At 53.4% G+C, this 17,298-nt stretch carries 16 protein-coding genes; 9 read left to right on the top strand and 7 right to left on the bottom strand.

Features of this window, described 5'->3' with window-relative positions; translation table 11 throughout:
* Positions 1-12: 12 nt before the first annotated feature.
* From glnQ to rhtA, 5 genes are all read right to left on the bottom strand, one after another.
* Positions 13-735 carry a glutamine ABC transporter ATP-binding protein GlnQ gene (gene glnQ / locus DFO56_RS02300; protein ID WP_017456021.1) on the bottom strand — a complete coding sequence of 241 codons (723 nt, stop codon included), beginning with the start codon at positions 733-735 and terminating at the stop codon, positions 13-15.
* The gene (glnP, locus tag DFO56_RS02295; protein WP_017456022.1) at positions 732-1,391 is read right to left on the bottom strand and encodes a glutamine ABC transporter permease GlnP; all 660 of its coding nucleotides are present in this window, start codon (positions 1,389-1,391) and stop codon (positions 732-734) included. Before glnP ends, glnQ begins: the two co-directional genes overlap by 4 nt.
* 85 nt (positions 1,392-1,476) lie before the next feature.
* Complete coding sequence (gene glnH, locus DFO56_RS02290; protein WP_020457128.1) at positions 1,477-2,223, bottom strand: glutamine ABC transporter substrate-binding protein GlnH; 747 nt, start codon at positions 2,221-2,223, stop codon at positions 1,477-1,479.
* A 361-nt stretch (positions 2,224-2,584) separates the two neighbouring features.
* Entirely contained in the window at positions 2,585-3,088 is a 504-nt protein-coding gene (gene dps / locus DFO56_RS02280; RefSeq protein WP_020457129.1) for a DNA starvation/stationary phase protection protein Dps, read from the bottom strand.
* 297 nt (positions 3,089-3,385) lie between these two features.
* The gene (gene rhtA / locus DFO56_RS02275; protein ID WP_020457130.1) at positions 3,386-4,273 is read right to left on the bottom strand and encodes a threonine/homoserine exporter RhtA; all 888 of its coding nucleotides are present in this window, start codon (positions 4,271-4,273) and stop codon (positions 3,386-3,388) included.
* 363 nt (positions 4,274-4,636) lie between these two features.
* On the opposite strand from rhtA, the gene ompX reads away from it, so the two are divergent.
* Positions 4,637-5,149, top strand: coding sequence for an outer membrane protein OmpX (gene ompX / locus DFO56_RS02270; protein ID WP_020457131.1), 513 nt, complete (start codon positions 4,637-4,639; stop codon positions 5,147-5,149).
* A gap of 67 nt (positions 5,150-5,216) precedes the next feature.
* On the opposite strand, the gene DFO56_RS02265 is transcribed toward ompX, so the two are convergent.
* The gene (locus tag DFO56_RS02265; protein WP_020457132.1) at positions 5,217-6,806 is read right to left on the bottom strand and encodes a phosphoethanolamine transferase; all 1,590 of its coding nucleotides are present in this window, start codon (positions 6,804-6,806) and stop codon (positions 5,217-5,219) included.
* Between the two features lie 281 nt (positions 6,807-7,087).
* On the bottom strand, positions 7,088-7,219 hold the full coding sequence (gene mntS, locus DFO56_RS02260) for a manganase accumulation protein MntS (protein WP_045506449.1): 132 nt from the start codon (positions 7,217-7,219) through the stop codon (positions 7,088-7,090).
* A 188-nt stretch (positions 7,220-7,407) separates the two neighbouring features.
* Between mntS and mntR the strand changes: the two genes are divergently transcribed.
* The 8 genes from mntR to DFO56_RS02220 all read left to right on the top strand — a co-directional run bounded on the left by mntR (position 7,408) and on the right by DFO56_RS02220 (position 17,298).
* Complete coding sequence (gene mntR, locus DFO56_RS02255; protein WP_045506452.1) at positions 7,408-7,878, top strand: manganese-binding transcriptional regulator MntR; 471 nt, start codon at positions 7,408-7,410, stop codon at positions 7,876-7,878.
* The gene (locus DFO56_RS02250; RefSeq protein ID WP_045506455.1) at positions 7,875-8,984 is read left to right on the top strand and encodes an anion transporter; all 1,110 of its coding nucleotides are present in this window, start codon (positions 7,875-7,877) and stop codon (positions 8,982-8,984) included. Before mntR ends, DFO56_RS02250 begins: the two co-directional genes overlap by 4 nt.
* 101 nt (positions 8,985-9,085) lie before the next feature.
* Positions 9,086-10,183 (top strand): HlyD family secretion protein, encoded by a 1,098-nt coding sequence (locus DFO56_RS02245; protein ID WP_017456031.1) that lies wholly within the window; start codon positions 9,086-9,088, stop codon positions 10,181-10,183.
* A complete protein-coding gene (locus DFO56_RS02240) occupies positions 10,180-11,751 on the top strand; it encodes a DHA2 family efflux MFS transporter permease subunit (protein WP_020457137.1) in 1,572 nt (523 codons plus the stop codon). Before DFO56_RS02245 ends, DFO56_RS02240 begins: the two co-directional genes overlap by 4 nt.
* Before the next feature lies 1 nt (position 11,752).
* Positions 11,753-13,276: an efflux transporter outer membrane subunit gene (locus DFO56_RS02235; RefSeq protein ID WP_020457138.1), complete on the top strand. Its 1,524-nt coding sequence runs from the start codon at positions 11,753-11,755 to the stop codon at positions 13,274-13,276.
* Between the two features lie 101 nt (positions 13,277-13,377).
* Positions 13,378-14,424, top strand: coding sequence for an aldo/keto reductase (locus DFO56_RS02230; RefSeq protein ID WP_045506460.1), 1,047 nt, complete (start codon positions 13,378-13,380; stop codon positions 14,422-14,424).
* A gap of 153 nt (positions 14,425-14,577) precedes the next feature.
* Positions 14,578-15,954, top strand: coding sequence for a glycoside hydrolase family 1 protein (locus DFO56_RS02225; protein ID WP_045506462.1), 1,377 nt, complete (start codon positions 14,578-14,580; stop codon positions 15,952-15,954).
* Positions 15,955-15,978: 24 nt separating this feature from the next.
* Complete coding sequence (locus DFO56_RS02220; protein ID WP_045506465.1) at positions 15,979-17,298, top strand: PTS sugar transporter subunit IIC; 1,320 nt, start codon at positions 15,979-15,981, stop codon at positions 17,296-17,298.

The raw sequence follows: 17,298 nt of genomic DNA, 5'->3' as shown, positions 1-17,298 counted from the left end.
GGGCGGGGTAAATCAGGAGACGTGTTGCAGGAATTCCTGCAGGCGCTGGCTCGGCGGATTTTCGATCAGCTGCTGAGGGTTGCCATCTTCGGCAATGCGGCCTTTATCGATGAAAATCAGGCGTGAGGCCACTTTCTCGGCGAAGCCGATTTCGTGGGTCACGATCACCATAGTCATGCCTTCTTCGGCCAGATCCTGCATCACTTTCAGCACTTCGTGACGCAGTTCCGGGTCGAGTGCAGAGGTTGGCTCATCAAACAGCATCATTTTCGGTTTGACTGCCAGCGCGCGGGCAATCGCCACACGCTGCTGCTGACCACCGGAAAGCTCAGACGGATAGTGGTGACCTCGCTCGGCGAGACCGACTTTCGCCAGCAGATCTTTCGCCAGTTTTTCTGCGTCTTCTTTCTTTGCGCCGCGTACACGAATCGGGCCAAACATGACGTTTTCCAGCGCGGTCAGGTGCGGGAACAGATAAAACTGCTGGAACACCATGCCCGCTTCCTGGCGGATCAGGCGCTCGTCCACTTTTGGATCGTTAACTTTCAGACCATCGACAATCAGATCGCCGCTGGTGATCTCTTCCAGTTTGTTAATGCAGCGCAGCAGCGTCGATTTCCCGGAGCCCGACGGCCCGATAATCACCACCACTTCACCCTGAGTAATATTCAGATCGATATTGTGCAGCACCTGGGTTTGACCGAAGTGCTTGGAAACGTTTTTAAATTCAATCACAGGATTTTCATCCTTTTTTCAAGACGGCGGAGCACGATGTTCAGCGCCTGGGTAATGATCAGATAAATCACCCCAACGGCGGTCCAGATTTCCAGCGCACGGAAGTTACCGGCAATGATTTCCTGGCCCTGACGGGTTAATTCGGCTGCGCCGATAACAATAAACAGCGACGTGTCTTTGATGCTGATGATCAACTGGTTACCCAGCGGCGGCAGCATGCGACGCAGCGCCAGCGGCATGATCACATGGCGGATAGTTTCAACGCGGGAAAGCCCCAGCGCCTGGCCCGCTTCGCTGAACCCTTTATGGATGGACAGCACGGAGCCGCGGGTGATTTCGGCGATATAAGCCCCGGAGTTGATCATGATGGTGATCACCGCGGCGCTGAAGGTGTCGATACGAATATCGGGGAAGGCCATTGGCAAGGCGAAGTAAATGTACATCACCTGAACGACGATTGGCGTACCGCGAATAACTTCGATGAATACCAGTGCGATGTGGTTAGAAATCCAGCCGCCATAGGTACGGGCTAAACCGGCCAGCAGGCCGATAACGATACCGCCAGCCAGACCAAGGATCGAGATCCATAAGGTCATTTTGGCCCCGTCAAGCAAAAGCGGAATGGCGGGCCAGATGGCGCTCCAGTCAAACTGCATGATGTGTTCCTGTATACCGTGGTTTTAACAAAAAGCATCGGAGGCGAAAGCCGCCTCCGAGGTGTAACACTTTATTTTTTAATAATTATTTAGGTTCGGTGCCGAACCATTTTTTGTAGATTTCGTTGTAAGTGCCGTTGTCGTGCAGCGTTTTCAGCGCACCGTTCACTTTCTCGCGCAGTTCATCACTGCCTTTCGGGAAAGCAATACCGTACTGCTGCGCTTCCAGAGAGTCGCCGACAGCTTTGAACTGACCGTTGCCAGCAGTTTTGATGAAGTACAGGATGTTCGGCGTGTCGTGCAGTACAGCGTCAGCGCGGCCAGTGCCCAGTTCCATATACGCGTTATCGATGTTCGGGAACTGACGCAGGTCTTTGGTTTTGATGTTCGCTTTCGCGTAGTCAACGGAACCGGTGCCGCTCTTCACTGCCAGCACTTTACCATCGAGGTCTTTCACGCTTTTCACGTCGTTGTTGTTGGCTTTCACCATCACCAGCAGGCCGCTTTTGTAGTAGCCGTCAGAGAAATCGATGGCTTTTTTACGTTCTTCCGTAATGGTGATACCCGCCAGCGCCAGATCGATGTTTTTGGTTTGCAGCGCAGGAATGATGCCGCTGAAGTCCATCGGTTTCAATTCGTAATCCAGTTTCAGTTCTTTGGCGATCGCTGCCCACAGATCCACGTCGAAACCAACATATTGGTTACCTTGTTTGAATTCGAAAGGAACGAACGCAGTGTCGGTGGCGACAACCAGTTTTTTATCAGCAGCCTGAGAAGAGACGGCAAAAGCGAGAGCGAGTGCAGCCAGGGAAAATTTCAATACAGACTTCATAGTTTTTCCTTTTGTATCCGGGGAACGAACCCCTGCGAGAATGAACGCAGTATGAAAAAATCATGCCAGGTTTACAACCTATTGTTTTGTAAAGGCGAACCTTTACCCGGTTGCACAATAAGTGTAGCAACAATAGCCGTGTGCACCATTTTGAGTCACTGTTTTGGTGCATTATGGCGGCGTGGCCTGTTTTGCTTTTTTTTAGCGCAGATCGTGGGGTGAAAACAATCAGTTATTAACAGTTTTGTGATGGGGTAATTACGAAGTGATAACTTTGTGGGCGTAAAGGGGAAATGATACGCACTGTAATGGTGCAAAACCCTGCGCGTGAGGCGCAGGGCGTATAGGCAAAACTTATGTTTTACTCAATGTTGGATTCGATGAACCACAAGAATTTATCCAGGTCGCGGGAAGCGGCGGTGAAGATATCAGCGGTATCTTCGTCTTTCGCTTCGCCAATGGCGTTACGCACATCGTTGGCAACTACCGCGTAACGATCGGCCAGTTCTTTGAGGTGATCCTGCACGCTATGGATATCCAGCGGGTAGCTTTTCAGCGCGGTTTTGCTGTTAATCACCTGAGTGGTGCCCAGTGCGACACCGCCCAGCTGTACGGCGCGCTCTGCCATGGTATCAAGGTGGGTTACCAGCGCAGTACGGAAGCCATCCAGCATTTCATGTACGGCAATGAAGTTAGCACCGCGCATATTCCAGTGGGCCTGTTTAGTGATCAGAGACAGGTCAATGAACTGGATCACCTGGCGATTCAGCAGCTCGATGGTCGCTTTTTTATCGCTATCCGATACATCGTTGCGGGTATAAAGCAGATTAGACGCTTTCGTTTTAACCAGTTTAGCGGTACTCATAATCTCATATCCTCTTGATGTTTGTGTCCCAGGAAATTACCGAAACTAAGTATAGCACCAGATTTTCGCTGACAGTCTTGGCTGTACCTATCAGTTCGATAGCGAATATAAAATATAGGAAAGGATTTCAGGATGACGCAACTAATCAAATGAAATGTAAGATAATTCTAATAACTTATTATTTTTAAAATGCGAATGATTCTATTTAATGCAGGATGCAGGGAAAAGTAAGAAATAATGTCTGCGGCGGGGTTAGATATTTGGCATAAGAAGGATCTCATGCCAAATAATAGTTATTTAGCCGATATCAATTTTTTTGACTGTCGCTTCCCGACGCAGCGTGAGTGTCGAGCCCATCGACGCAATAATAATCGCCGCCAGCGCCAGCGCTTGCTGGAATGTTAGCGTTTCACCGAGGAAAATCATGCCGGAAATTGCCGCCATCGCCGGTTCCATACTCATCAATGTGCCGAATGTGCGAGTCGGTAAGCGCGTCAGGGCGATCATTTCCAGCGAGTAAGGCAGGGCGGTGGATAAAATCGCCACGGCGATCCCCAGCGGCAGAACAGACCAGTGCCACAGCACTTCACCTGCCTGGAATGCGCCAAGCGGCACAAAAATCACCGCCGCAATTAATGAACCCAGCGCCACTGTCGCCGGGCCATGCTCTTCCCCGGCGCGCTGACCGGAAAGAATATAGATTGCCCAACAAGCGCCGGCACCAAGGGCGAACGCCGCGCCAGTAAGGTCAACATGTGACACATTTTCGCCCAGTGGCAGCAGATACCAGAGGCCAAGTACCGCGAGGATCACCCAGATGAAATCCACCGGGCGGCGTGAGGCAAAAAGCGCCACCGCCAGCGGGCCGGTAAATTCCAGCGCCACCGCAACGCCGAGCGGTATCGTCTGGATTGATAAATAGAACATATAGTTCATGGCGCCGAGCGACAGGCCATAAAACAGCAGCGGCAGACGTTGTTCACGGGTAAAACGTAAACGCCATGGCTTAAACACCACGACCAAAATAATCGTGCCAAGTGCGAGACGCAGCGCGGTGACGCCCGGTGCGCCAACCAGCGGGAAGAGTGATTTCGCCAGCGACGCGCCTCCCTGAATGGACATCATCGCCACCAGCAATATGAGCACTGGCAACCAAACCGGTAATTTACGAGACTGCGCAGGCATCCTTTCTCCCGTCAATTTCTGTCAAATAAAGTAAAAGAGGCAGTCTACTTGAATTACCCCCGGCTGGTTGAGCGTTTGTTGAAAAAAAGTAACTGAAAAATCCGTAGAATAGCTCCCCTCTGATGGTTAATTAACCTATCCAATTAAGAATTATCTGGATGAATGTGCCATTAAATGCGCAGCATAATGGTGCGTTGTGCGGGAAAAGTGCTTTTTTTTGAAAGGGTTGGTCAGTAACGGAAACTTTCTGTTACATCAAATGGCGCTTTAGACCCCAATTCCCGCAAAGAGTTTCTTAACTAATTTTGATATATTTAAATGCGTAGGACGTAGGATTTACTTGAAGCACATTTGAGGTGGATTATGAAAAAAATTGCATGTCTTTCAGCACTGGCCGCACTTCTGGCGGTTTCTGCAGGTTCCGCAGTAGCAGCTACTTCAACCGTAACTGGCGGTTACGCTCAGAGCGACGCTCAGGGTATTGCTAACAAAACTAACGGTTTCAACCTGAAATATCGCTACGAGCAGGACAACAACCCGCTGGGTGTTATCGGTTCCTTTACTTACACTGAAAAAGATCGCACCGAAAGCAGCGTTTATAACAAAGCGCAGTACTATGGCATCACCGCAGGTCCGGCTTACCGCATCAATGACTGGGCGAGCATCTATGGTGTTGTGGGTGTAGGTTACGGTAAATTCCAGCAGACTGTAGACACCGCTAAAGTGTCTGATACCAGCGACTACGGTTTCTCTTACGGTGCTGGTCTGCAGTTCAACCCGATGGAAAACGTTGCTCTGGACTTCTCCTACGAGCAGAGCCGTATTCGTAACGTAGACGTTGGCACCTGGATTGCCGGCGTTGGTTACCGCTTCTAATCGCTTCGGCGATAATAAAAAATCCGCCCACTGGGCGGATTTTTTTATCTGCAATTTACTTCAGAAATTACCGCTTACTGCGCGTATCAAAGAGATCCGTGCCGAGATGGTTATAGTCAACTTTCTGTAACTTAAAGTTGGTAATGTACGCTGGCCCGGCTTTTTGCTCGGACATAAAACGGTAAGGATTTTTAATCTGCTCTGCGCTGATCCCCGTCCACTGCGAAAAGAAACTCAAAAAGTCGTTCGCTGAACGGCGCGCTTTAATTACCCGATGTTTGGTATCGTCGCTGGAAAGCACCATAAATGGCACCTGGAAGTCCTGCTGAAAAGTATCGGCGTGCGCCAGGTACTGCACTTCTTTTCCGCGTTCTTTAATCGCCAGTCCGTGATCCGAGAAGTAAACCATCGAAAAACTTTCGCCGGTATTAACCAGTTGCGAATACATTTTCCCGAGGAAATCATCGGTCTGCGTGATGGAATAGAGGTAGCAGGAAGTCTCTTTTGACTGCACAAACTCATTGTACTTGCCGCCGGTGCGATCGCAGGCCTGCGGGTGCGAGCCCATCAAATGCAGCACAATCAGCTGCGGCTGGGTGCGTTTTGTGCTCAGGACCTGATTGGTCAGTTTTAACAGATCCTCGTCGCGGGTGTTTTTATCTGCTTCGAAGTCACCACGTTTCAAAAACTGCACTTCATCGGCACGCTTAGCGATACTGGCGATGGCGGTGTCGTATTCGCCAATTTGCCCCTGATTAGAAAACCACCACGTCTGGAAACCGGCACGGTTCGCCAGCGTGACAAAATTATCCTGATACTGCGGTTTGTCATCCACCACGCGGTTTAACGTCAGGCCAAGGGATTTTTGTGTTGAACCGCTCGCGGAAATGTAATCCGTAAACAGCGTGCCGTTCACCTGGCTGGCAAACGGAGTGTTATTCCAGTGGCCGCCAAAGGCGCCCAGCGCGTCACGACGTGCGCTTTCGCCAATCACCACCACGTAAGTATGGTATTTCGGTTTTACCGCCAGCACAGTCCAGGTGTCTTTCACACTGGCGAGCGCGGCCATATTTTTCTGTTCTTCTTTAACAACATAGTAGTTGAACGCCACATCGCGCACGAAACGCAGCACCGGAACACCGGTATCAATGATCCTGAATTCGTAACCTTTGAAATGGTTTTGCACCGGGCCAATAAAATAAGACGCGATGCACACAATCGTGCCCAGCGTGTCCCATTTCAGCCACGGCGTGGATCGCACGATTATCCGGCGGCGCAGCGAAATAACACCCAGCGCAAAAATGAATACGCCGATAGCGTAGTGATACCACGGGAAGATAGTCAGAATTTCCGTCGACTCTTCCATATTGGTCGACAGCAGCGCCAGCAGCGTGTTGAAGTTTGGTGCGCCATATGCCCGACCAAAGGGGAAATAACAGGCGGCAACCAGCGAGATAATCCCGATAACGGTTTTCTGCGCGCGAGGCGCATGACGCCAGAGGATCAGTAGCGCGCAGGTTAAAAGAACCGCATACATCACGCTAAATTCATAACCCAGAGCGAAGTTAATCAACATCGATTGTAAAAAGTAGAAACCCGTCCACGGGTTGAGCGTCTGGCTGCGAAAGGCAACGGATTCTTTAAGGATTAAGCTCATAGATTACTGTCATGAAAACGCCATGTGCTCACCCTGGCGTTAAGGGTCAAAACCTGCCGGACAGTGCGTGTGAAGAGGGGAGGGGGTCCGCATCTGCGAGCCGCAATTTGTGCAGGGCAGCGCAAAGATAGAGCGAGGCGCGTCGAAGGTCAACAGGGGCTAAGCGGTTGTTTTGAGAGAATGATTGCAAATCCAGCAAAAATACGCTGATTTTTAGACGAATTAGCCAGTATGACGGGGGATTGTGACAGAAAAATGAAGCGGCGTACCGCGACGCCGCATTAGTGAGAAGGTTTGTCGGAGTCCTGCTGAGGTTTGCCGGTAATGATATCGGACAACATATTCAGCAGCATTAAACGGACTTTAAAGGGAGAGTGACTAAACACGCGCATACACCTCTTGAACTCATTCATCGTTACCTCCTGCCATTTTCATGCCCTTCGTTCCATGAAGGGTGAACGCATTACATACAGATATAGCACAGGCTATGTTCTATAGCTATGGCTAAGACGTTAATTTTTTGTGCTGATTCACGGATGGTTTACAATGGCGCTTCTCTTATATGATGCTGCACAGGTGTCACACCTTCAGAGGAAGCACAATGAACCGTCGCGCAGGTAAGCAAACAATAAAAAAAGTGACGCTGGTAAATGTAGAAGAGCACGTTGAAGGCTTTCGTCAGGTGCGCGAAGCACATCGTCGCGAACTGATTGATGACTATGTTGAACTGATTTCGGATTTGATCCGCGAAGTAGGCGAAGCCCGCCAGGTGGATATGGCCGCCCGCCTTGGCGTTTCACAACCGACGGTTGCGAAAATGTTAAAAAGACTGGCAACGGTGGGCTTGATTGAACAGATTCCCTGGCGCGGCGTTTTTTTGACTGCGGAAGGTGAGAGGCTGGCGCAGGAGAGCCGCGAGCGTCACCAAATCGTGGAAAGTTTCTTATTGGTACTGGGTGTCAGTCCTGAAATCGCGCGACGCGACGCCGAAGGTATGGAACATCACGTCAGCGAGGAAACGCTGGAGTGTTTCCGTCTCTTCACCCTGCAACATGAGCAACCTCCTGAATGAGTATGCCGTTCTTCCGCGCCCTGGCGCGCGACCGTTTCCTGCATCTGTTACTGCTTATTGGTTTTGCATTGTGCTTTTTTGCCCCGTTTGCGCCGAAAAACTGGCCGGGTGCGATCGACTGGCACACCATTATTACCCTCAGCGGCCTGATGCTGCTGACCAAAGGGGTTGAGCTGAGCGGTTATTTTGATGTGATTGGGCGGCGTATGGTGCGTCGTTTTCATCATCAGCGTCGGCTGGCGATGTTTATGGTGCTGGCTGCAGCGCTCCTCTCCACCTTTCTCACCAATGATGTGGCGCTGTTTATTGTGGTACCGCTGACCATCACGCTGAAGAAACTGTGCGAAATCCCGGTTAACCGGCTGATCATTTTTGAAGCGCTGGCGGTAAATGCCGGGTCGTTATTAACGCCTATCGGAAACCCACAAAACATTCTTATCTGGGGACGCTCTGGCCTCTCTTTCCCGGCGTTCATCTGGCAGATGGCGCCGCTGGCGCTGGCAATGATGGTTACGCTCTTGGTGTTGTGCTGGTTCTGTTTTCCGAAAAAGGCGCTTAACTACCATAGCGGCGTGCAAACGCCGGACTGGCAACCCCGTCTGGTGTGGAGCTGCCTCGGTTTCTACTTAATCTTTATTACCGCGCTAGAGTTGAAACAGGAGCTGTGGGGGCTGGCAATTGTCGCCATCGGCTTCTTGCTACTGGCGCGGCGGGTAGTGCTGAGTGTGGACTGGACGCTGCTGCTGGTGTTTATCGCCATGTTTATTGATGTCCACCTGCTTATTCAGTTGCCTGCGCTGCACGCGGTGCTGAACAGTGCCAGCCAGTTGTCACCTCCAGGGTTGTGGTTGACGGCCATTGGTCTGTCGCAATTTATCAGTAATGTGCCCGCGACCATTTTGCTGCTCAATTATGTACCGCCGGATACGCTGCTGGCCTGGGCGGTAAATGTTGGCGGCTTTGGTTTGCTACCCGGTTCGCTGGCCAATCTTATCGCGCTGCGTATGGCAAACGATCGCCGCATCTGGTGGCGCTTCCATCTTTATTCCATGCCGATGCTGCTGTGGGCGGCGCTGGTGGGATACGGATTACTCTTATTCAGATAGTGCTGATTTGTCAGTTTATCCTGGCAAATGTATAGCAACCGCCTAACTTTAGTTAACGGCGCATCCCTGGCGCCGTTACCTGACAGGACTGTTGCGAAACTATGGCAGAAAACACAACGCATCCTGACGATGTTCAGGACGATAACAACCAAAACCCACGTAAACGCCCCGGAAAGAAGCCACTGATTATCCTCGCCATTGTTGTCGGCGTGATGGTAATTGTTGCGCTGGTGTGGTGGTTTTTAACCCGTAATGAAGAGACCACAGACGACGCCTTTACCGATGGCGACGCGGTGACGATCGCGCCGAAAGTGGCCGGTTACGTCACCGAGTTGCGGGTGAAAGATAACCAGCGCGTCAAGAAAGGGGATTTGCTGGTCACGATTGACCCGCGCGATGCCACCGCGCAACGCGACCAAGCGCAAGCGCAACTGGGGCTGGCAATCGCACAGCTTCACCAGGCGCAGGCGCAACTGGACTTATCAAAAGTGCAGTATCCCGCTCAGCGTGACGAAGCGCGCGCACAGGTGCTGAAAGCAAAAGCAGACCTGGCGAATGCCGAAGCCGCTTATCGCCGTCAGCGTGGTGTCGATCCTCGTGCCACCACACAACAAAATATTGACAGCGCCAATGCCCAGTTGCGTAGCGCGCAGGCACAACTTGCCAGCGCGCAGGCACAGCTGGAAGTTGCCGACCAGGTGCAGTTGCAAATCCGCCAGCAGGAAACCAATGTCGAAGCGCGCCAGCAGCAAGTGGCGCAGGCAAAAGCGCAGCTGGAAACCGCGAATCTGAATTTATCCTGGACGGAGGTTCGTGCCCCATTCGATGGCTTTATCACCAAACGCAATGTGCAAAACGGTACATTAGTGCAGGCGGGCACCGCGTTGTTTTCCCTGGTCTCACCGGATGTGTGGGTGGTAGCGAACTTTAAAGAGTCGCAGCTGGAGCGGATGCGCCCGGGGAATAAAGTCAGCGTCAAAGTGGATGCGTGGCCGGATCTGGAGCTGGAAGGGCATATCGATAGCATCCAGCAGGGCAGCGGGTCGAAGTTCGCCGCTTTCCCTTCAGAAAATGCGACCGGCAACTTTGTCAAAATCGTTCAGCGCGTGCCGGTGAAAATCGTCATCGATAAAGGCCTGGATCCCAACAAACCGTTGCCGTTAGGCCTTTCCGTTGAACCGAAGGTGACACTGGAATGACGGATCACAGCCACGAGAACTGGAAACCCGCCAGTAACCCGTGGGCGGTGGCGTGGGTCGTCACCCTCGCGGTGTTTATGGAGATCCTCGACACCACGATTGTCAACGTGGCGCTGCCGCACGTCGCCGGGTCGCTCTCCGCCAGTTATGACGAATCAACCTGGGTGCTGACCAGCTACCTGGTGGCGAACGGGATCGTCCTGCCGATCTCCGCTTTTCTTAGCCGCACCTTTGGGCGCAAGCAGTTTTTCCTGATCTGCATTGTGATGTTTACCGTCTGTTCGTTTCTGTGCGGAATTGCCACCGAACTGTGGCAAATCATCCTGTTTCGTATTTTGCAGGGCTTTTTTGGCGGCGGTTTGCAACCCACGCAGCAATCGGTGTTGCTGGATTACTTCAAGCCGGAAGATCGCGGCAAAGCCTTTGGTTTGTCGTCTATCGCCATTATTGTCGCCCCGGTGCTGGGGCCAACGCTGGGCGGCTGGATAACCGATAACTACTCCTGGCGCTGGGTCTTTTTTATCAATATCCCGGTGGGCATTATCACGGTTCTGGCGATTTACCAGCTGCTGGAAGATCCGCCCTGGGAGCGCAAATCGAAGCAGAAATTGTCCATCGACTGGCCGGGCATTGGCCTGATTGCGCTGGGGCTGGGTTGTCTGCAGGTGATGCTCGATCGCGGTGAAGATGAAGACTGGTTCAACTCCGATTTCACCCGTATTTTCGCCGTCCTGACTGCGATTGGTATTGTCGGGGCTATTTACTGGCTGCTGTATGCCAAAAAGCCGGTGGTCGACTTGCGCTGCATGGCGGACAAGAACTTTACGGTTTCCAGCCTGCTGATGGCCGGCATGGCGATGATCCTCTATGGCAGCTCGGTGGTGATCCCGCAACTGGCGCAGCAGGATCTGGGCTACACCGCCACGTGGTCCGGGCTGGTGCTGTCGCCCGGCGCAGTGTTGATTGTGCTGACCATTCCGCTGGTGCTGAAATTGATGCCGGTGGTGCAGACGCGCTGGATAATCGCCTTCGGCTTTTTCTGCCTGGCCGCCTCATTCTGGTGGTCGCGTACGCTGGCGCCGGATATCGACTTTGAAACGCTGATGCTGTTTCGCAGCGCCCAGTCGATTGGGCTGGGTTTCCTGTTCGTACCGTTGACGACCATCGCCTTTATCTCGATCCCGCGCCAGCTTAATGCCGATGCGGCAGCGCTGTTTACCATGTTCCGTAACGTGGCGGGATCGGTTGGTATTTCGCTCTCGACGGCGGCGATCACCGAGCGCTCGCAGGCGCATATGTCGCACTTATCAGAGCATACCTCTCCCTTTAATGAGCAATTTCAGCAGGCTTTACGTGAATCCGCGGAGGCGATCCGTAACTTCACCAGCCTGGTCGGCGATCCGCTGACCAGCGCTACCGGGCAGATGTACAAAGCGATGATCGCCCAGTCGCGTTTTCTCGCCTATATCGACGTGTTCACCATCCTCAGTTTGGTGGCGTTATTGCTGATTCCTTTTTGTTTATTGCTTTCGCCGATCAAAAGCGAAGGCAGCGCAGGAGCACATTAATATGACGTGGTGTCGTTTTCCCGTAACCCTGTTGTCGCTGTGGCTTGCCGGTTGTGCTGTCGGGCCGGATTACCAAGCGCCCAAACCGCAAACGCCTGCGCGCTGGAATGATCCGGGTGACAAAGCGGTTAAATCGCAGGCCTCTTCGCAGGCGGTGAATCCGCGCTGGTGGACAACCTTCCAGTCGCCGCAGTTGAACAGCCTGATTGAGCGGGCGATAAAAGATAATCTTTCGCTCCAGCAAACCGTCCTGCGCATTGCCGGTGCGCGAGAGCAGATTAACCAGGCGGGTGGCGCGTTTCTGCCAGCGGTTAACGGGTCGCTGAAAGCGACTCGCCAGCAACTGGGTATTGAAGGTGAGCTGAAATCCCATAACGTGGAGGGCCAGTTGCAGGATGCTGACCCGGCGATCAGCGGGGCGCTTGGCGCGCTTACCCAACCGGTAAATCTCTATCAGGGCAGTTTTGATGCCCAGTGGGAGCTGGATCTGTGGGGCAAAGTAAGACGCCAGGTAGAAGCGGCGTCCGCGCAGCAACAACAGGCAATTGAACAACGTAACGATGCGCTGGTGTCGCTGGAAGCCGAAGTGGCGCGCGCGTGGCTGCAACTGCGCGGTGCGCAGAACATCATTAGTACGCTGAAAACACAAATTGACAGCGCGCAGCAGACATTTACGCTGACCGAAAACCGGCAAAAAGGCGGACTTTCACCACAGCTGGATGTGGAAAATGCCCGCGCCCAGGTTGGCAACCTGGAAGCGCAACTCCCGCAATATGAAGCGCAGGAGCGCCAGGCGATGAACGCGTTAGCGATCCTGCTCGGTAAACCGCCTGGTGCGCTGGACAACGAATTGCGTAATGCGCAGCCGTTACCCGCGCTGCCGGACATTGTGCCCACCGGAATTCCGTCGACGCTGGCGCGCCGTCGCCCGGACGTTCGCGAAGCGGAAGCCAGCCTGCATGCGGCGACGGCACAGATTGGCGTTTCGGTTGCGCAGTTGTTTCCCAGCTTGTCGCTGAGCGGCCAGTTTGGTCTGCGCAACAGTGAAACCAACTGGCTTACCGACTGGAGCAGCCATTTTTATAGCTTCGGACCGCAGATTTCGATTCCCATTTTCCAGGGGGGGCGGCTGGTGTCCAGCGTCAAGCTGGCACGTGCTGAGCAGGGCGCGGCGGTGCTGAACTATCGCCAGACGGTGCTCAGTGCGCTGGGTGATGTGGAAAATGCGCTGGTCAGTTACCGCGCCGATCAGCAGCGTGAAGCGGGACTGGATAAAACGCTCAGTGCGCTGCAAAACGCTTTCTCGCTTGCCACCGACAGCTACCGTCAGGGGATCGCCAGTTTTATCGATGTGCTGGATGCTCAGCGTCAGCTGGCGCAGGCCAGCCAGCAGCGCGAGCAGGCGCGGGTACAAAGCAGCCTCGATCTGGTGGCGTTGTATAAAGCGCTCGGTGGCGGCTGGGAACCGTATCAGAATGTGCAACTCCCTGATTACAAAGTGTTTGGTGAGGCGCCGCGCGGATAATCAGAGAATTGGGCAAGAAACAGGCAGGATCCTCACATTCGCCGCCGCAGAGGATTGCGTATAACTGTCTGCGTCAACTAAACAGATGAGGAGACGCCATCATGCGCTACAAAAAACTGGGTAATACTGGACTGTTTGTTTCTGAACTGTGCCTCGGCACCATGACGTTTGGCGGTGACGACAGCGAGAGCATGTGGAGCAAAATCGGCCAGTTGCAACAGGCGCAAGCCGAGCAGTTGGTTGGCAGCGCGCTCGATGCCGGCATTAACTTTATCGATACCGCGAACGTCTATTCCGACGGGCGTTCGGAGGAGATCACCGGCCAGGCGCTGAAAAACCTGAAAGTGCCGCGTGAAAACGTTATCGTCGCGACCAAAGTGTTTGGCGAAACCGGCACCGCCGGGGTGAACTCGCGCGGCAGTTCGCGCTATCACATCATGAATAGCGTGAAAGAGAGCCTCAAGCGTATGCAACTGGATCATATTGATCTCTACCAGTTACATGGCTTTGATCCGGCTACACCCATCGAGGAGACGCTTTACGCGCTGGATAACCTCGTTCAGCACGGGCATGTGCGCTATATCGGCGTCTCTAACTGGGCAGCGTGGCAAATCGCCAAAGCGCTGGGGATTTCGGAGCGTCTTGGGCTGGCGCGCTTTGCCTCGCTTCAGGCTTACTACACCATTGCCGGCCGCGATCTGGAACGTGAACTGGTGCCGATGATGCAGAGCGAAGGCGTGGGGCTGATGGTCTGGAGCCCGCTGGCGGGCGGCTTGCTGAGCGGTAAATATAGCCGCGACGGTCAGGCACAAGCCGGTGGACGCCGCCTGGCGTTTGATTTCCCGCCGGTGAATAAAGACCGCGCTTTTGATTGCGTGGACGTTATGCGCACCATCGCCGACAGCAAAGGGGTTTCCGTGGCGCAAATCGCGCTGGCCTGGCTGCTGCATCAGCCGGTAGTCAGCAGCGTGATTATTGGCGCGAAACGCCTGGAACAACTGGACGATAACATTGCGGCGACGGCGATCCACCTGAGCGATGACGAACTGCAACAACTGGATGCTGTGAGCGCGCTGCCGCGCGAATATCCCGGCTGGATGTTTGAGCGTCAGGGGGAATACCGCCGTAACCAGCTAAAACAACAGTAATTATCCTTCCTCTCAAACGCGACGCTCACCCCGTCGCGTTTTTCTTTTCTTTCGAATAGCGTCACAAAATCGCATCGTAACTTTTGCCCATTTTTTCGCCGTTATCTATATGACTAGTCATATCTTAAAAATGACTAGTCATGGAGAAGCGCGATGAGCAAAACGTTACCGAACGGCTTTTTATGGGGTAACTCCGTATCCAGCATGCAGACCGAAGGCGCGTGGAACGAGGGCGGAAAAGGGATGTCGGTCTACGATATTCGCGAAGCCAGCGAATTTGCCTCCGACTGGAAAGTCGCCACTGATTCCTACCATCGCTATCAGGAGGATTTCGACCTGATGCAGGATCTGGGCATGAACTGCTACCGCTTCCAGATTTCCTGGAGCCGCGTTTGCCCGCAGGGTGATGGCGAGTTCAATGACGAGGGTATCGCCTTTTATGACCGCTTTATCGACGATCTGCTGGCGCGCGGCATTGAGCCGATGATCTGCCTCTACCACTTTGATATGCCGCTGGCGTTGGCAGAGCAGTACAACGGTTTTGCCGACCGGCGCGTGCAGGACGCTTTTGTACGCTACGGCAAAAAGATGATCGACTGCTTTGGCAGCCGGGTGAAGTACTGGCTGACGTTTAACGAGCAGAATATTTACCACATGCCTGGCGCGTTTCAGGTCGGTGGCTATCTGCAAGGTGAGAAAACCCTGCGTGAGCTTTATCAGATTCAGCACCATGTGATGATGGCGCATGTGCTGCTGACCCATTATCTGCACGCTACCCAGCCCGGAAAATTAATGGGCGGCATGCTGGCGCACCAGCTGGTTTATCCGGCGACCTGCAAACCGCACGATGTATTTTGCGCCACGCAATATGACGAATTCCTCAATCAAAACTTACTGCGAGTGTATGCCGGGCAGGGGTACAGCCCGGAAGTGCTGGCGGTGGTCGAAAGAGAAGGTTTTCGCGATATCTTCCGTGATGAGGATTTGGCGGAAATCGCGCGGGTCAAAAACGACTTTATGGCGTTTAGTTACTACGCCAGCAAAACCCTCGACAGCGATGCCATTGCGCCGGGAACCCCGGTCAATTATTTCCTGCAACAGGGCGATAAAGCGAACCCGTATCTTGAGGCGACCGAATGGGGCTGGCAAATCGATCCACTCGGTTTTCGCGCCATTATTACCCGCTATTACAACGACTGGCGCTTGCCGGTGTTCCCGATTGAAAACGGCATCGGCGTGATTGAAGAGTGGGACGGCGTTAACCCGATTGAGGACGATTACCGCATTGCTTATCACCGCGACCATATCCAGGCGATGCAGGACGCCATCTTTGAGGACGGCGCACAGGTGTTGGGCTACCTCGGCTGGGGGTTGATCGACATTCTCAGTTCCCAGGGCGATATGCGTAAGCGCTACGGCGTGGTGTACGTCAATCGCGAAAACCACGACCTGAAAGATTTAAAACGCGTACCGAAAAAGAGCTATCGCTGGCTGCAACAGCTGATTCGCAGCAACGGCCGCGACATGTAAGTAACGATTGAGAGGGTAGCCGCAATGTCTGACAGCAACATCACGCCGAAAATGCAGTCATTCGTCGATAAATTTGTCGAGTTCTCCGCCCGGCTGGCAAACCAGGTGCATCTGCGATCGCTGCGTGACGCGTTTGCGGCGGTGATGCCGATTTTTATCCTCGCCGGGCTGGCGGTATTGATTAATAACGTGGTTTTCCCCTGGGTGCTGGAAGGGGAGACGCTGGCGCGTTTTAAAGTCTGGGGCGAGGCGGTGATCAACGGCACGCTGAATATCGCCGCGTTATTAATTGCGCCGATGACCGCCTGGTCGCTGGCGCGCAATAAGAACTTTGACAACCCGGTGTCGGTGGTGGTCATTGCGATCTCCAGTTTCATCATCATGATGCCGATGCAACTGGATGTGGTGCCCGTTGGCGGGAAAGCGACGGTGAGCGTGACGCAGATGCTGGCGTTCACCAACATTGGCACGACGGGGATTTTCGCCGGGGTAATTATTGGTTTGCTCTCCACGGAGCTGTTTATCCGCGTCGCCAGCGTGAAGAAATTTGCTATTTCGCTCGGGGAAAATGTGCCCTCGGCGGTGGGGCAATCTTTCTCCTCGCTGATTCCGGCAATCATTACCCTCTCGCTGTTCGCCATTGTTGCGGCGCTGCTGGCGAACCTGTTGCACACGGATTTGATTCACCTTATCACCACGCTTATCCAGCAGCCGTTGCGGCAGATTAATACCAGTTTACCGGGCACGCTGTTTATCTATAGCTTTGGTAACTTTCTGTTTACGCTCGGTATTCACCAGACGGTGGTCAACGGCGTGATCCTTGAACCCCTGCTGTTGATTAACACCAACGAGAACATGCTGGCCTTTGCCAACGGGCAGCCAATCCCGCATATCATCAACAGTATTTTTGTGCCCACGTTCGGTATGATTGGCGGCACCGGCAGCACCCTTTCGCTGCTGATCGCCATCTTTATCTTCGCGAAGCAGCAGTCGGCGAAGCAGGTGGCGCGGCTCGCCATCTCGCCTGGCTTATTCAATATTAATGAACCGGTGATTTTCGGTCTGCCCATCGTCTTTAACCTGCCGCTGATGATCCCGTTTGTGCTGCTTCCGGCGCTGGGGATTTGGTTTGCCTGGCTTTGTACTACGCTCGGTTGGATCTCGCGCTGTGTGGTGATGATCCCGTGGACAACGCCGCCCATTTTAAGCGCCTGGCTGGCCACCGCAGGCGACTGGCGGGCGGTGGTGGTTCAGTTGATAATCATCATCTTTGGTGTATTCTTCTACCTGCCTTTCCTCAAAATAGCCGAGAGAGTGGCCTTAAGAAACAATGGGATAGACTAA

This window comes from Kosakonia sp. AG348, from assembly GCF_003337365.1.
GTDB lineage: Bacteria > Pseudomonadota > Gammaproteobacteria > Enterobacterales > Enterobacteriaceae > Kosakonia.
Note: the sequence above shows the minus strand (reverse complement) of the source record. Positions and strands in the feature narration are given on the sequence as shown.

Coding starts and splice junctions, on each gene's coding strand:
- rhtA (WP_020457130.1), bottom strand. CDS start 4,273: ATGCCTGCGCAGTCTCGTAAATTACCGGTTTGGTTGCCAGTGCTCATA.
- dps (WP_020457129.1), bottom strand. CDS start 3,088: ATGAGTACCGCTAAACTGGTTAAAACGAAAGCGTCTAATCTGCTTTAT.
- glnP (WP_017456022.1), bottom strand. CDS start 1,391: ATGCAGTTTGACTGGAGCGCCATCTGGCCCGCCATTCCGCTTTTGCTT.
- mntR (WP_045506452.1), top strand. CDS start 7,408: ATGAACCGTCGCGCAGGTAAGCAAACAATAAAAAAAGTGACGCTGGTA.
- DFO56_RS02245 (WP_017456031.1), top strand. CDS start 9,086: ATGGCAGAAAACACAACGCATCCTGACGATGTTCAGGACGATAACAAC.
- mntS (WP_045506449.1), bottom strand. CDS start 7,219: ATGAATGAGTTCAAGAGGTGTATGCGCGTGTTTAGTCACTCTCCCTTT.
- DFO56_RS02225 (WP_045506462.1), top strand. CDS start 14,578: ATGAGCAAAACGTTACCGAACGGCTTTTTATGGGGTAACTCCGTATCC.
- DFO56_RS02240 (WP_020457137.1), top strand. CDS start 10,180: ATGACGGATCACAGCCACGAGAACTGGAAACCCGCCAGTAACCCGTGG.
- ompX (WP_020457131.1), top strand. CDS start 4,637: ATGAAAAAAATTGCATGTCTTTCAGCACTGGCCGCACTTCTGGCGGTT.
- DFO56_RS02250 (WP_045506455.1), top strand. CDS start 7,875: ATGAGTATGCCGTTCTTCCGCGCCCTGGCGCGCGACCGTTTCCTGCAT.
- glnH (WP_020457128.1), bottom strand. CDS start 2,223: ATGAAGTCTGTATTGAAATTTTCCCTGGCTGCACTCGCTCTCGCTTTT.
- DFO56_RS02230 (WP_045506460.1), top strand. CDS start 13,378: ATGCGCTACAAAAAACTGGGTAATACTGGACTGTTTGTTTCTGAACTG.
- DFO56_RS02265 (WP_020457132.1), bottom strand. CDS start 6,806: ATGAGCTTAATCCTTAAAGAATCCGTTGCCTTTCGCAGCCAGACGCTC.
- DFO56_RS02220 (WP_045506465.1), top strand. CDS start 15,979: ATGTCTGACAGCAACATCACGCCGAAAATGCAGTCATTCGTCGATAAA.
- DFO56_RS02235 (WP_020457138.1), top strand. CDS start 11,753: ATGACGTGGTGTCGTTTTCCCGTAACCCTGTTGTCGCTGTGGCTTGCC.